Origin of the sequence: Phycicoccus sonneratiae, assembly GCF_016887965.1 — a bacterium.
GTDB classification, from domain to species: domain Bacteria; phylum Actinomycetota; class Actinomycetes; order Actinomycetales; family Dermatophilaceae; genus Phycicoccus; species Phycicoccus sonneratiae.
In genome coordinates, this window is record NZ_JAFDVD010000004.1 from 36,154 (window position 1) to 50,065 (window position 13,912).

The 13,912-nt window shown below is 73.4% G+C and carries 11 protein-coding genes and 1 other RNA gene; 8 read left to right on the top strand and 4 right to left on the bottom strand.

Annotated features, from left to right (window positions below; translation table 11 throughout):
- Window positions 1-8 precede the first annotated feature (8 nt).
- The 3 genes from rnpB (at window position 9) to JQN70_RS02990 (ending at window position 1,890) form a co-directional block, all read left to right on the top strand.
- An RNA gene (gene rnpB, locus JQN70_RS02980) (RNase P RNA component class A) lies at window positions 9-389 on the top strand.
- Window positions 390-490: 101 nt separating this feature from the next.
- Window positions 491-1,180 (top strand): cobalamin B12-binding domain-containing protein, encoded by a 690-nt coding sequence (locus JQN70_RS02985; protein WP_204129836.1) that lies wholly within the window; start codon window positions 491-493, stop codon window positions 1,178-1,180.
- Between the two features lie 53 nt (window positions 1,181-1,233).
- Window positions 1,234-1,890, top strand: coding sequence for an MBL fold metallo-hydrolase (locus JQN70_RS02990; protein ID WP_204129837.1), 657 nt, complete (start codon window positions 1,234-1,236; stop codon window positions 1,888-1,890).
- A gap of 13 nt (window positions 1,891-1,903) precedes the next feature.
- On the opposite strand, the gene ppgK is transcribed toward JQN70_RS02990, so the two are convergent.
- Window positions 1,904-2,683 (bottom strand): polyphosphate--glucose phosphotransferase, encoded by a 780-nt coding sequence (ppgK, locus tag JQN70_RS02995; protein ID WP_204129838.1) that lies wholly within the window; start codon window positions 2,681-2,683, stop codon window positions 1,904-1,906.
- Entirely contained in the window at window positions 2,680-3,552 is an 873-nt protein-coding gene (gene map / locus JQN70_RS03000) for a type I methionyl aminopeptidase (RefSeq protein ID WP_204129839.1), read from the bottom strand. The genes ppgK and map overlap by 4 nt, the downstream gene beginning before the upstream one ends.
- 44 nt (window positions 3,553-3,596) lie before the next feature.
- Between map and JQN70_RS03005 the strand changes: the two genes are divergently transcribed.
- A complete protein-coding gene (locus tag JQN70_RS03005; RefSeq protein WP_204129840.1) occupies window positions 3,597-3,791 on the top strand; it encodes a methionine aminopeptidase in 195 nt (64 codons plus the stop codon).
- A 3-nt stretch (window positions 3,792-3,794) separates the two neighbouring features.
- Here the strand turns inward: JQN70_RS03005 and JQN70_RS03010 are convergent, their stop codons facing one another.
- Together JQN70_RS03010 and panB are read right to left on the bottom strand one after the other, a co-directional pair.
- Window positions 3,795-4,484, bottom strand: a complete 690-nt coding sequence (locus JQN70_RS03010; RefSeq protein ID WP_204129841.1) for a class I SAM-dependent methyltransferase — start codon at window positions 4,482-4,484, stop codon at window positions 3,795-3,797.
- Window positions 4,481-5,356, bottom strand: a complete 876-nt coding sequence (panB, locus tag JQN70_RS03015) for a 3-methyl-2-oxobutanoate hydroxymethyltransferase (protein ID WP_204129842.1) — start codon at window positions 5,354-5,356, stop codon at window positions 4,481-4,483. Before panB ends, JQN70_RS03010 begins: the two co-directional genes overlap by 4 nt.
- A gap of 209 nt (window positions 5,357-5,565) precedes the next feature.
- Here panB and JQN70_RS03020 point away from each other — a divergent pair, with 209 nt between their 5' ends.
- The 4 genes from JQN70_RS03020 (at window position 5,566) to hisD (ending at window position 13,861) form a co-directional block, all read left to right on the top strand.
- Complete coding sequence (locus tag JQN70_RS03020) at window positions 5,566-8,004, top strand: immune inhibitor A domain-containing protein (protein WP_204129843.1); 2,439 nt, start codon at window positions 5,566-5,568, stop codon at window positions 8,002-8,004.
- 112 nt (window positions 8,005-8,116) lie between these two features.
- The gene (locus tag JQN70_RS03025) at window positions 8,117-9,454 is read left to right on the top strand and encodes a glutamine synthetase family protein (protein ID WP_204129844.1); all 1,338 of its coding nucleotides are present in this window, start codon (window positions 8,117-8,119) and stop codon (window positions 9,452-9,454) included.
- Between the two features lie 10 nt (window positions 9,455-9,464).
- On the top strand, window positions 9,465-12,452 hold the full coding sequence (locus JQN70_RS03030; RefSeq protein WP_204129845.1) for a bifunctional [glutamine synthetase] adenylyltransferase/[glutamine synthetase]-adenylyl-L-tyrosine phosphorylase: 2,988 nt from the start codon (window positions 9,465-9,467) through the stop codon (window positions 12,450-12,452).
- A 59-nt stretch (window positions 12,453-12,511) separates the two neighbouring features.
- Window positions 12,512-13,861, top strand: coding sequence for a histidinol dehydrogenase (gene hisD, locus JQN70_RS03035; RefSeq protein ID WP_204129846.1), 1,350 nt, complete (start codon window positions 12,512-12,514; stop codon window positions 13,859-13,861).
- Window positions 13,862-13,912 lie beyond the last annotated feature (51 nt).

Sequence of the window (13,912 nt, forward strand, 5' to 3'; positions counted from 1 at the left end):
CCCCCGGACGAGTCGGGCGGACGGTCGCGTCGGTGGGCAACCACCGCCGAGGAAGGTCCGGGCTCCGCAGGGCAGGATGGTGGCCAACACCCACCCGGGGCGACCCGCGGGACAGTGCCACAGAGAACAGACCGCCGGGCGCGCGCGAGCGCGGCCGGTAAGGGTGAAACGGTGGTGTAAGAGACCACCAGCGGCCTGGGTGACCAGGCCGGCTCGGTAAACCCCATCCGGAGCAAGCCCAGACAGGATGCGTTCGAGGGCGGCCCGCCCGAGCATCCGGGTAGGGCGCTGGAGGTGGTCGGCGACGGCCACCCGAGATGGATGACCGTCACCGCGTCGCCGGCGACGGCGGCGCGGGACAGAACCCGGCCTACAGCCCGGCTCGTCCCCCGCCCGGGCCCGTGACCAGCGGGTTCATCCGCACCAACGGCCGTGGGCGTCGGTCCCGCCGGTTAGGGTGGCAGGTCCCCGAACACCGCCAGGAGCACCCTTGGGCACCGACCCCTCGACCGACCTCGGCCTCGCGCGCCGCCGCGTCATGGCCGCGACCCGCGACCTCGACGGCGCCACCGTGCGCGACGTCCTCCTCGACGCCCTGCTCGTCTCGGGCGTCGACGCCACGGTCACCGACGTGATGATGCCGGTCCTCAGGGAGGTCGGCGACGACTGGGAGGCCGGGCGCCTCGGCGTCGTCCACGAGCACTTCGTCTCCAGCGCCTTCCGCGGCGTGCTCGGCGAGCTCCGCCTGCCGGTCCAGGGACCGCAGGCCCGCACGGTCGTCCTCGCGTGCCCGCCCCGCGAGCTCCACGACCTGCCCCTCGAGCTCTTCGGGGCGATGCTCCACGCCCGCTGGTGGCGCGTCGTCAGCCTCGGTGCCAACTCGCCGATGACCGCCATCGGCGAGGCCGCCCGGTTCCTGCGCGCCGACGCGGTCGTCCTCGCCGGCGTCCGCCGCACCGCCTTCGAGGCGCGGCTGCCCTCGCTCACGCGGCTCGGGCGCACCCTGCCCCTCTTCGTCGCCGGGGAGGGAGCCAAGGCCCTCGCCCAGGCGCCCCCCGAGCTGCGGGTGCTGCCCGACGACCTCGTCGCCGCGGCGGAGCTCGTCGACGCCGTCGTGCCGGCCCGCGAGGAGGCCGTCCCGGTCCACACCGACGGCGACGCGGAGCCCGCGGTCGGCTGACCCCGCCCGGCGCCACCCCCCGCCGGGCCGGCCCGAGCGCCTAGCGTGGGTCCATGCGGATCACCCACCTCGGCCACTCCTGCGTCCTCCTCGAGATGGCGGACACCCGCCTGCTCGTCGACCCCGGCACCTTCGCCGAGGACGTCGCGGAGGTCCGGGACCTCGACGCGGTCCTCGTCACCCACCAGCACCCCGACCACCTCGACCCCGAGCGGCTCCCCGCGCTCCTCGCGGCCAACCCCGGCGCGCGCGTCCTGTGCGACCCCGGCAGCGCCGAGGTGCTGTCCGGCCTCGGGGTGGAGGCCACCGTGCACGACGGCCCGACGCGCGTCGGCGAGGTCACGGTCACGCCCGTCGGCGAGGTGCACGCGCTCATCCACGACGACGTCCCGCGCATCCCCAACGTCGGGGTGCGCCTCGACGCCGACGGTGAGCCGTCGTTCTTCCACCCCGGAGACGCCCTCGACGCCGACCCCGGTGCCGTCGACGTCCTCGCCTTCCCGCTCCAGGCGCCGTGGCAGCGCAGCCGCGAGATGACCGCCTTCCTCCGCCGGCTCGCCGCCCCCCGGGCCGTGCCGATCCACGACGGGCTCCTGCAGCCGCGCGGGCGCGCGCTCTACCTCGGGCAGGCGGAGCAGCTCGGGTCGTCGGACACCGAGATCCTCGACCTCGCGGGCCGCGGCGCGGTCGAGCTCCGCGCCGGGGAGTAGTGGGCCGCCGGCGTCAGCCGGTGTGCTTGCCGTGCCGCTGCTGCGACGCGGTGGCGAGCACGGCGGCCCCGATGATGCCTGCCTTGTTCCGCAGCTGGGCCGGCACGATCGGGGTGCGGATGTCGAGCAGCGGCAGGAACTCGTCGGCGTCCTTCGACACCCCGCCGCCGACGACGAAGAGGTCGGGCCACATGAGGTCCTCGAGCGCCCGGTAGTACCTCTGCAGGCGCTCGGCCCACTGCGGGTAGGTGAGGTCCTCGCGGGTCTTCGCCGAGCTCGCGGTGCTGGGTTCGGCGTCCCGGCCGTCGATCTCGATATGGCCGAGCTCGGAGTTCGGGACCAGCACACCCTCGTTGAAGATCGCCGTGCCGATGCCGGTGCCGAGGGTCGTGACGATCACGAGGCCGTCGTGGCCCTTGGCGGCGCCGTAGTTCAGCTCGCCGACCCCCGCCGCGTCGGCGTCGTTGACGACGACGACGTCGTGCTGGAGGCGGTCCTCGAGGAGCTTCTCGATCTCGCAGCCGATCCACGACTTGTCGATGTTCGCGGCGGTCTTGACGACACCGTGCTGCACGACGCCGGGGATCGTCACGCCGATGGGGGAGTCGCTGCGCACCTCGTCGAAGTGGTCGACGACCTGCGCGATGACGTCGCAGACGGCCTCCGGGGTGGAGACCTCCGGGGTGGCGATGCGCAGCCGCTTCTGGGCGAAGTCACCGGCCTCCAGGTCGACCGGTGCGCCCTTGATGCCGCTGCCGCCGACGTCGATGCCGAGGGGGTGTGCCGTGCTCATGCTGCCTCTCCCAGGGTGAGGATCTCGGGGCCGTCCTCGGTGACGAGGATCGTGTGCTCGAACTGTGCCGACCGGCGTCGGTCCTTCGTGACGACGGTCCAGCCGTCGTCCCACATCTCCCACTCGTGCGTGCCGAGGTTGAGCATCGGCTCGACGGTGAAGGTCATGCCCGCCTCGATGACGGTGTCGTAGGAGGGGGCGGCGTCGTAGTGCGGGACGATGAGCCCGCTGTGGAAGGCGCTGCCGATGCCGTGCCCGGTGAAGTCGCGGACCACGCCGTAGCCGAAGCGCTTGGCGTAGGACTCGATGACCCGGCCGATGACGTTGATCTCGCGGCCCGGGCGCGCGGCGCGGATGCCGCGCATCATCGCCTCGTGGGTGCGCTCGACGAGCAGGCGCGACTCCTCGTCGACGTCGCCGACGAGGTACGTGGCGTCCGTGTCGCCGTGCACCCCACCGATGTACGCCGTGATGTCGATGTTGACGACGTCGCCGTCCTCGAGCGGGCGGTCGTCGGGGATGCCGTGGCACACGACCTCGTTGACCGAGGTGCACAGCGACTTGGGAAAGCCCCGGTAGCCCAGCGTGGACGGGTAGGCGCCGTGGTCGAGGAGGTACTCGTGCCCGACCCGGTCGACCTCGTCGGTGGTGACCCCCGGCGCGATGACGGCGGCCGCCGCGGCCATCGCGTCGGCGGCGATGCGGCCGGCGACGCGCATCCGCTCGATCGTCTCGGCGTCCTTGACCTCCGGGCCCGTGTACGGCGCGGGCGAGGGCCGGTCGACGTACTCGGGGCGCTCGATGCCGGCCGGCACGGGGCGCCGCGGTGAGACCGCGCCGGGGGCGACGCTGAGGTTGGTCGAGGGCATAGGTTGGAGTCTAGGCAGAGCGCACCGGCGAAGGAGAACCCGAGATGCCGTACTGGTACAACGTCGACACCGGCCAGGTCGAGACCGACGACACCCGCAGCCAGGACGCGAACGTCCTCGGCCCGTACGACTCGCAGGAGGCCGCCGGCCGCGCCCTCGAGACCGCCCGCGAGAAGACCGAGCAGTGGGACGCCGAGGACCGGGAGTGGGACGAGAAGGGCTCGACCCCGGCCGGCTGAGGCTCAGCCGCCGAGCCGGCGGTGCACCGACAGGGCGTACGTGCTGTCGGGGGAGAACGGCGCCCGGTCCCACGTCGACCACCGCCCGATGAACGAGAGCCCGGCGGCGCGCGCCCAGCGGTCGTAGTCGCGCAGGTCGACGGCGGCCGCCCCCTCGGGCAGGGCGCCGGCCAGCCCGAAGCCGGCGACGAGGTGGCCGCCCGGCGCGAGGTGCGCGGCGAGCCGCTCGAGGACTGCGGGCAGGGTGCCGTCGGCGAGGTAGGGCACGACGTTGCCGGCGAGCAGGACGACGTGGAACTCCTGCTCGGTGCGCAGGTCGAGGGTGGACAGGTCGGCGACGACGAAGCGGGTGCGGGTGTCCTCGCGGGCCAGCGCGACGAGGTCGGGGTCGGCGTCGACGCCGACGGCCTGGTGCCCGAGGCGGGTCAGCTCGGTCGCGACGCGCCCGTAGCCGCATCCGGCGTCGAGGACGCGCGACGGGGGCGGGGCGAGCTCGGTGACGAAGCGGGCCTCGCCGTGCAGGTCGGTGCCCCGCGCCGCGAGGTCGAGGAAGCGCCGGCGGTAGGCCAGCGCGGCCTCCGGACCGGACTGGTGGGCCGACCACCGGGTCGGGGGCCCCGGCCGGGCCGGGGGCGGGCTCGTGCTCCACATGCCGCTCGGACGCTCCTGCTGCTCGCCGGGGTTCCCGGTCACGACTCGAACGAGTGCTCGGCCGCGGGGAAGGTGCCGTCGGCCACCTCGGCGGCGTACTGCCCGGCCGCCCGGAGCAGGTCGCCGCGCAGGTCCGCGTACTTCTTGACGAAGCGCGGCGCCCGCCCGCCGCGCAGCCCGGCCATGTCCTGCCAGACGAGCACCTGGGCGTCGCAGTGCGGGCCGGCGCCGATGCCGATGGTCGGGATGCGCAGGGCGCTGGTCACCTCCGCCGCGGCCGGCGCGGGGACCATCTCCATGACGACCGCGAAGCAGCCGGCGGCCTCGAGCGCGAGGGCGTCGGCGAGCAGCTTCTCGGCGCCCGCCCCGCGGCCCTGCACCTTGTAGCCGCCGAGGACGTGCTCGCTCTGCGGCGTGAACCCGATGTGCCCCATGACGGGGATGCCGGCCCGGACGAGCAGCTCGACCTCGGGGACCATCGCCGCGCCGCCCTCGAGCTTGACGGCGTGGGCCATCCCCTCCTTCATGAACCGCGTGGCGGTGGCGAGGGCCTGCTGTGGGCTGGCCTGGTACGAGCCGAACGGCAGGTCGGCGACGACCATCGCGCGCCGGGCGGCACTCGTGACCGCCCGCACGAGCGGGACGAGGTGGTCGACGGTGACGGGGACGGTGGTCTCGAAGCCGTAGACGTTGTTGCCCGCGGAGTCGCCGACGAGCAGGACGGGGATGCCGGCCTCGTCGAAGATCTCGGCCGTGTACATGTCGTAGGCGGTGAGCATCGACCAGCGCTCGCCACGCTCCTTCATCTGCAGGAGGTGGGGGACCCGGACCCGCCGCTGCGGGGCGGCCTGGGCCCCGGTGCCGTAGGGGGCGGTGGACTCGGGCGCCGGGCCGGCCGGCGTGGGCTCGCTCATGGCCCCGATCGTAGGCCCGGCCGCTCGCGGCGCTGGTGGGACGGGTGGGGCCACCGGGGCGGGGCGCGTACCGCATCGGCGCGACTTTGCCAAAAAAAGGGGTTCGCGGTCTCGTCATCCGGCCGGGGCCGGTCTAGGGTCCCAGACCAGTGCGACCGGGCCACTCGTCCGTCCGCACGGTCCAAGACACCACACCGCAGGAGGACCACGTGCGTAAGACCGCAGTCGGGCTGCTGAGCGTAGCCCTGGCGTCGGGGGTCGGGACGGCATTCGCCAGTCCCGGGATCGCCGCCAGCCCACCGTCCGTCCCGTCCGAGGGAGCCGCATCCGTCGCACCGAGCGACGACCTCCCCGACCCGATCGCCGACAAGCAGGCCGAGCTCCGTGAGCAGGCGATCTCGTCGGTGATCTCCGGGAAGGCCAAGCCGCAGCGCGTCAACGGCAGCACCGTGGTCAAGGTCGGGCAGACCGAGTCCGCCGCCACCGCCGCGAAGAACGGCCGGTCGGCCAAGAAGGCGCAGAAGCGCGGCCAGTACGTCGAGCTGTCGCGCGAGAGCACCGACCGCCTCTTCGTCCTGCTCGTCGACTTCGGCAACGAGCGCCACCCGAACTACCCCGACCAGGACACCGACCCTGACACCGCGGGCCCCTCGCGGTTCGACGGCCCGGCGTTCAACGAGATCCCCGAGCCGAACCGGGCGCTCGACAACACCACGGACTGGCACCCGGACTACAACCGGGCCTACTACAACGACCTGTACTTCGGCAGCGGCAAGGTCACCGGTCGTGAGTCCATGCGCCAGTACTACGAGCGCCAGTCCTCGGGCCGGTACTCGGTCGAGGGCCTGGTCACCGACCCGGTGCGCGTCAAGTACAACGAGGCCCGCTACGGCCGCAGCGACGGCTACCCCTGCGCCTCGAACGTCTGCAGCAACACGTGGAACCTCGTCCAGGACGGCATGAACGCCTGGGTGGCCCAGCAGAAGGCCGCCGGCAAGTCCGACGCGGCGATCAACGCCACGCTCAAGAAGTACGACGTCTGGGACCGCTACGACGCGGACGGCGACGGCAACTTCAACGAGCCCGACGGCTACATCGACCACTTGCAGATCATCCACGCGGGTGGCGACCAGGCCGACGGTGACCCGTACCAGGGCGAGGACGCCATCTGGTCGCACCGCTGGCGCGCCTTCCAGGGCAACAACCCGGCCGCCCCGATCCCGCCGCTCGGCGGGACGCAGGTCGGCACCAGCTCGATCTGGGCCGCGGACTACACCGTCCAGCCGGAGAACGGCGGCCTCTCGGTCGTCGCCCACGAGTTCGGTCACGACCTCGGCCTGCCGGACCACTACGACACCTCCGGTCCGTCCTCGGCCAACGAGAACCCGGTCAACTGGTGGACCCTCATGGCGCAGAGCCGTGTCTCGGCGCCGGGCGACGACGCCATCGGCAGCCGCGCCGCCGACCTGTCGGCCTGGGACAAGCTCCAGCTCGGCTGGCTCGACTACGAGATCGTCGCCCCCGGCCAGAACCGGGTGCTCGACCTCGGACCGCACGAGTACAACTCGAAGAAGGCGCAGGCCGCCGTCGTCGTGCTCCCGCCGAAGCAGGTCGACACCGACCTCGGCGCGACGTACGAGGGCACCAAGCAGTGGTACTCCGGTGCCGGTGACGACTACACCGCGACGATGGGTCGAGAGCTGAGCGTGCCGGCCGGTACGACGACGCTCTCGTTCCAGGCCCGCTGGAACATCGAGGACTGCGGTCCGGAGGCGTGCGACTACGCGTACGTCGAGGTCGACGACGGGACCGGCTTCAAGGCCATCCCCGGCTCGATCACGACGGCCGCGGAGGGCAACGGCATCGACGGCGAGCAGGCCGCGTGGACCCCGGCGACCTTCGACCTGTCGGCGTACGCCGGCAAGACGGTCAAGCTGCAGGTCCGCTACGCCACCGACGGCGCCGCGCAGGGCACCAACCCCGACACCCCGTCGGGCATCTTCGTCGACGCCATCAAGGTCACCAACGGCAGCACCACGCTGCTCGAGGACGGCGCGGAGAACGGTGCCAACGGCTGGACCCTCGACGGCTTCACCGCCGTCGGTGCGGCCTCCTCGCAGAGCTACCCCTGGTACTACATCGCGAGCAACCGCGAGTACGTCGCCTTCGACAAGTACCTGAAGACCGGCCCGTACAACTTCGGGTTCCCGAACAAGCCGGACTTCGCCGAGCACTTCCCCTACCAGGACGGACTGCTCATCTCGCTCTGGGACACCTCGCAGTCGGACAACAACACGAGCCAGCACCCCGGTGAGGGCCTCGTGCTGCCGATCGACGCCCACCCGCGGACGATCTACAACCTGGACGGCCAGCCCTGGCGGCCCCGCATCCAGATGTACGACGCCCCGTTCGGGCTCCAGAAGGCCGACTCGTTCACGCTCCACAGCGCGACGACCGGCCGGGCGAGCTACGTCCGCGGCCAGGCCGCGAACCCGCTGTTCGACGACAGCGACCCGAACCGGTACTTCAAGACCGACCAGCCGACGGGCGGCGTGACCGTCGCCGGCAGCGGGACGAAGATCCGGGTCCTCTCCGAGAACGGCACCTCGGTGCGCGTCCGGTTCGACACCCGGGCGGCCGCCAAGTAACGGAACTGCCCAGCACCACCACGAGACGGGCGGTGGGCCGGAGGATCTCCTCCGGTCCACCGCCCGTCGGCGTGTCACGCGCACGACACACGGATGCGGCAGGATGCGGGGCATGGACCGTCAGCAGGAGTTCGTCCTCCGCACCATCGAAGAGCGCGACATCCGGTTCGTCCGGCTCTGGTTCACCGACGTCCTCGGCACGCTCAAGTCGGTGGCCATCGCCCCGGCCGAGCTCGAGGGGGCCTTCGCCGAGGGCATCGGGTTCGACGGCTCCTCGATCGAGGGCTTCGTGCGCGTCTTCGAGGCCGACATGCTCGCCAAGCCCGACCCCTCGACCTTCCAGGTGCTCCCGTGGCGCGGTGAGACCAACGGCACCGCGCGGATGTTCTGCGACATCACCCTGCCGGACGGCACCCCGAGCATGGCCGACCCCCGCCACGTCCTCCAGCGCTCCCTGTCCAAGGCCGCCGACATGGGGTTCACCTTCTACACCCACCCGGAGATCGAGTTCTACCTGCTGAAGCAGGGCTGGCAGCGCGGTGCCTCGCCCGAGCCGATCGACACCTCCGGGTACTTCGACCACACCCCGCACGGCAGCAGCGCCGACTTCCGGCGCGCGGCCATCACGATGCTCGAGACGATGGGCATCTCCGTCGAGTTCAGCCACCACGAGGGCGGGCCGGGCCAGAACGAGATCGACCTGCGGTACGCCGACGCGCTGACCACCGCCGACAACATCATGACCTTCCGCACGGTCGTCAAGGAGGTGGCCCTCGAGCAGGGCATCTACGCCACCTTCATGCCCAAGGTCTTCGCCGAGCACCCGGGTTCGGGCATGCACACGCACATGTCGCTGTTCGAGGGCGACACCAACGCCTTCCACGAGCCGGGGGCGCCCTACCAGCTCTCGAAGGTCGGGCGGCAGTTCATCGCCGGGCTGCTGCGGCACGGGGCCGAGACCGCCGCGGTCACCAACCAGTGGGTCAACAGCTACAAGCGGTTGTGGGGCGGGGGCGAGGCGCCGGCCCACCTCACGTGGGGCCACAACAACCGCTCGGCCCTCGTGCGCGTGCCGATGTACAAGCCGGACAAGGGCCAGAGCACCCGGGTCGAGGTGCGCAGCATCGACACCGCGTGCAACCCGTACCTCACCTTCGCGGTGCTGCTCGCGGCCGGGCTCAAGGGCATCGAGGAGGGCTACGACCTCCCGCCCGAGACCGAGGACGACGTGTGGGGCCTCACCGACGCCGAGCGCCGGGCGATGGGCATCAAGCCGTTGCCGGCCAGCCTCTCCGAGGCGATCGAGGTGATGGAGTCCAGCGAGCTCGTCGCCGAGACCCTCGGCGAGCACACCTTCGACTTCTTCCTGCGCAACAAGCGCGCCGAGTGGGCCGACTACCGCAACCAGGTCACCGCCTTCGAGCTCGAGCGCTACCTGCCCTCGCTGTGACGGTGCGCCGGTGAGCTCACGCGCCCCCGAGTCGGTCCCCGCGGGGATCGCCCGGCTCGGCTTCACCGACCCCCGGCGGGCCAACGACCTCCTCGACGACCCCGCGCTCGGCGGCATCGCCGGCTCTCCGGACCGGATCGACGCCGGCGGCCTCAGCGAGGGGCTCTCGCGCGCGGCCGACCCCGACGGTGCGTTGCTCGGCCTCGTCCGGTTCATGGAGGCGGCCGCGGACGTGCCGGGGCTGCGTGAGGCGGTCGTCACGGCGCTGCACGACGACTCGCTCGCCCGGCGCCGCCTGCTCGCGGTGCTCGGGGCGTCGAGCGCGCTGGGCGACCACCTCGTCGCGCACCCCGAGCACTGGACGGCCGTCACGGAGGCGGCGCCGGTCGCGGCCTCCGAGCGGGTGGCGCGGCTCGTCGCCGCCGTCGCGGACCCGGGGGAGCAGACCCCGGCCGACGCGCTGCGGGTCGGCTACCGCGAGCAGCTCCTCGGCATCGCCGCCCTCGACACGACGGCCGAGGACCCGCTCGAGGTCCTGCCGGCCACCGCCGCGGCGCTCGCCGACCTCGCGGCCGCCGCGCTCGAGGCGGCGCTGCGCATCGCCCGGGACGAGGTGGGCGAGGAGGCCGCCCGCACCCGGCTCGCGGTCGTCGCGATGGGCAAGACCGGTGGGCGCGAGCTGAACTACATCTCCGACGTCGACGTCATCTTCGTCGCCGAACCCGCCGACGGGGTGCCCGAGGAGGAGGCGGTCGCCGTCGCCACCGACCTGGCGACGCGGCTCATGCGACTGTGCTCGGCGTCCACCGGTGCCGGCTCGCTGTGGCAGGTCGACCCCGCCCTGCGCCCGGAGGGCAAGAACGGCCCGCTCGTCCGCACGGTCGCCAGCCACCGCGCCTACTACGAGCGTTGGGCCAAGACGTGGGAGTTCCAGGCGCTGCTCAAGGCCCGTCCGGTGGCCGGGGACACCGAGGTCGGTCAGGCCTACTGCGACGCCGTGCAGCCGATGGTCTGGCAGGCCTCGAGCCGCGAGAACTTCGTCGCCGACGTGCAGGCGATGCGCCGCCGGGTCGAGGAGCACATCCCCAAGGCCGAAGCCGAGCGGCAGATCAAGCTCGGCGCCGGTGGCCTGCGCGACGTCGAGTTCTCCGTCCAGCTGCTCCAGCTCGTGCACGGCCGGGCCGACGAGTCGCTGCGCACGGCGACGACGCTCGAGGGCCTCGAGGTGCTCTCGGCGGGTGGCTACATCGGGCGGGAGGACGCGGCGACCCTCGGGGCGGCGTACCGGTACCTGCGCGCCCTCGAGCACCGCATCCAGCTCTTCCGGCTGCGACGCACCCACCTCATGCCGACGGCCGAGGGCGACCTCCGCCGGCTCGGGCGGTCCCTGGGGCACCGGTCGTCACCGGCCGACGCGGTGCAGGAGCAGTGGCGGGCCCGGCGCCGCGAGGTGCGCCGGCTCCACGAGCGCATCTTCTACCGGCCGCTGCTCTCGGCCGTCGCCCGGCTGTCCGACCAGGACGTCCGGCTCACCCCCGAGGCCGCGCGGGAACGCTTGTCCGCGTTGGGTTTCCGCGACCCGGCCGGCGCGCTGCGTCACCTCGAGGCCCTGACCGGTGGCGTGAGCCGGCGCTCGGCCATCCAGCGCCAGCTGCTGCCGGTGATGCTCGGCTGGTTCGCCGACGAGGCCGACCCGGACGCCGGCCTGCTCGCCTTCCGCAAGATCAGCGACGAGCTCGGGTCGACGCACTGGTACCTCCGGCTGCTGCGCGACGAGGGGTCCGCGGCCGAGCGCCTGGCCCACACCCTGGCGCGCAGCCGGTACGCGGCCGCGCTGCTCGAGCAGGCCCCCGAGTGCGTCCAGTTCCTCGGCGACCGCGGGACGATGACGCCCCGCACCCGCGAGGAGGTCCTGCGACGGATGCGCTCGGCCGCGGGGCGCAAGGACGACGCCGAGGCCGCCGTCCTCGCCGCGCGGACCATCCGCCGCTCCGAGCTCTTCCGCATCGCCGTCGCCGACCTCGCGGGCCTGGTCACCCTCGCCGAGCTCGGGCAGGCGATGACCGACCTCACCGCGGCCCTGCTCGAGGTGACGCTCGAGGTGTGCCTGCGCGAGGTCGCGGGCGACGAGCCGCTGACCCGCGTCCTCGTCGTCGGGATGGGCCGGCTCGGGGGCGGCGAGCAGGGGTACGGGTCGGACGCCGACGTGCTCTTCGTCCACGACCCGGTGCCCGGGGCCGACGAGTCCGCGGCCCAGGGGCAGGCGCTCGAGGTCGTCAAGCGGCTCATCGCCCTCCTCGGCCGCAACGGTCCCGACCCGGTCCTCGACGTCGACGCCTCGCTGCGCCCCGAGGGCAAGAACGGCCCGCTCGTGCGGTCGCTCGCGTCCTACCGGGAGTACTACGCGCGCTGGTCCCTCGTCTGGGAGGCCCAGGCACTGCTGCGCGCGACGCCGGTGGCCGGGGACCCCGACCTCGCCGAGCGCTTCCTCGCGCTCGTGGCCCCGATCCGCTGGCCCGAGGGCGGGCTGACCCCGCCGCAGGTCCGCGAGATCCGCACCCTCAAGGCGCGGATGGAGTCCGAGCGGCTGCCCCGGGGCGCCGACCGCAAGACCCACTTCAAGCTGGGGCACGGCGGGCTCTCGGACGTCGAGTGGGCCGTCCAGCTCCTCCAGCTCTGCCACGCGGGGGAGCACCCCGCCCTGCGGACGCCGTCGACGCTCGGTGCCCTCGCGGCGGCCGAGGACCTCGGGCTCGTCGAGGCCGAGCACGCCGCGTCGCTCGCCGCCGCCTGGCGGCTCGCGTCCGCGATGCGCAACGCGGGGGTGCTGTTCCGGGGCAAGGGCGTCGACGCCGTGCCGACGAACGACCGTGACGCCGACGGCGTCTCGCGCATCCTCGGGATGGAGTCGCACACCGGTGAGGCGCTCGGAGAGCGGTACCGCCGCGTCGCCCGCCGCGCCCGGGCCGCGTTCGAGGCCGAGTTCTTCGACGGCTGAGCTCCCGGCCCGCGACACCGCCGGACGGCGGGCGCGGTGCGAAACCTAGACTGCAGGGCATGTCCGAGAGCGTCATCCGCGTCATCCCCCGCCTCGACCTGCGCGGCCGCCGGCCGGGGCTGCGCGAGCTGCGGGCGGCCCTGCCGCGCGCCGAGTTCGACGTCGAGACCGCACTCGCCACCGTGCGCCCGATCGTCGAGGACGTCCGCGACCGCGGCGCCGCCGCCCTGCACGACGCCGCCGAGCGCTTCGACGGGGTACGGCCGGCGTCGCTGCGGGTGCCGGCGGAGGTCGTCTCGGCCGCCGTCGACACCCTCGACCCCGCCGTCCGGGCCGCCCTCGAGGAGTCGATCCGGCGGGCACGAATCGTCCACGCCGACCAGCGCCGCACCGACACGACGACCCGGGTGGCCGACGGTGGCACGGTCACCGAGCGCTGGGTGCCCGTCGACCGGGTCGGGCTCTACGTCCCCGGCGGGCTCGCGGTGTACCCGAGCAGCGTCGTGATGAACGTCGTCCCGGCCCAGCTCGCCGGTGTGCCGAGCCTCGCGGTCGCCAGCCCGCCGCAGCGCGACCACGGTGGCTGGCCGCACCCGACGATCCTCGCCGCGTGCCACCTGCTCGGCGTCGACGAGGTCTACGCGATGGGCGGGGCGCAGGCGGTCGCGGCGTTCGCGTACGGATTCGACGAGGGGGAGCAGACCTGCGAGCCGGTCTCGCTCGTCACCGGCCCGGGAAACATCTACGTCGCGGCCGCCAAGCGGCTGCTCAAGGGGCTCATCGGCATCGACGCCGAGGCCGGGCCCACCGAGATCGCGGTGCTCGCCGACGTCACGGCCGACCCCGACCACGTCGCCTCCGACCTCGTGTCGCAGGCCGAGCACGACCCGCTCGCCGCCGCCGTCCTCGTCACCGACAGCGTGGAGCTCGCCGACGCCGTGGAGGCCGCGCTGGGACGCCGGGTCGCCGCGACGAAGCACACCGAGCGGGTGGCGACCGCGCTCGCCGGTCGGCAGTCGGCCGTCGTCCTCGTCGACGACGTCGAGGTGGGTCTGGACGTGGTCAACGCCTACGCGGCCGAGCACCTCGAGATCCACACCGCCGACGCGGCCGCCGTGGCCGCGCGGGTGCGCAACGCCGGCGCGGTGTTCGTCGGCACCTGGGCGCCGGTGAGCCTCGGCGACTACTGCGCCGGCTCCAACCACGTCCTGCCCACCGGCGGCTGCGCCTGCCACAGCAGCGGCCTGTCGGTGCAGTCGTTCCTGCGGGGCATCCACGTCGTCGAGTACGACGAGGCCGCGCTGCGCGAGGTCGGCGGCCACGTCGTGTCGCTCGCGCGCGCCGAGGACCTGCCCGCGCACGGCGAGGCCGTGCTCGCCCGGGTCCCGGAGGTCGAGCCCGGCGCCTGACGCCGATGAGTTCGGGGCGTCCGGCCGGTCGGTCCTCGGTGAGCGGGTCCA